The following is a 234-nucleotide window of genomic DNA, read 5'->3' as shown; positions in this document are numbered from 1 at the left end:
CAGTTCGTGAAGCCATCCAACGATTATCCCGCAACATATCAGCCGAAGAATCTGAGCTGTATCTCCTCTGCTCGGTGGGGGCCGAATACAAAGATGAACTCGATTATCTAGCTCGGCCAGATGACCGTGTTTGGAGCGCGATCCAGGAGCTTACTCTGGAACCGCTTCCAAGAGCTGGTGTTTCTGAACTTTGTGACCAGATGCTTTCGGCATATGGGGTGGATGTTGATGAGG

1 protein-coding gene is annotated in these 234 nt (G+C 51.3%); it reads left to right on the top strand.

The window, feature by feature from the left end; genetic code table 11:
• A partial coding sequence (locus SM755_RS24220) for a hypothetical protein (protein ID WP_323174908.1) occupies nt 1-234 on the top strand: 234 nt, incomplete at both ends.

This window comes from Natrialba sp. PRR66 (assembly GCF_034808065.1).
Classification (GTDB): Archaea; Halobacteriota; Halobacteria; order Halobacteriales; family Natrialbaceae; genus Natrialba; species Natrialba aegyptia.
This window is presented reverse-complemented; position numbering and strand designations above follow the sequence as displayed.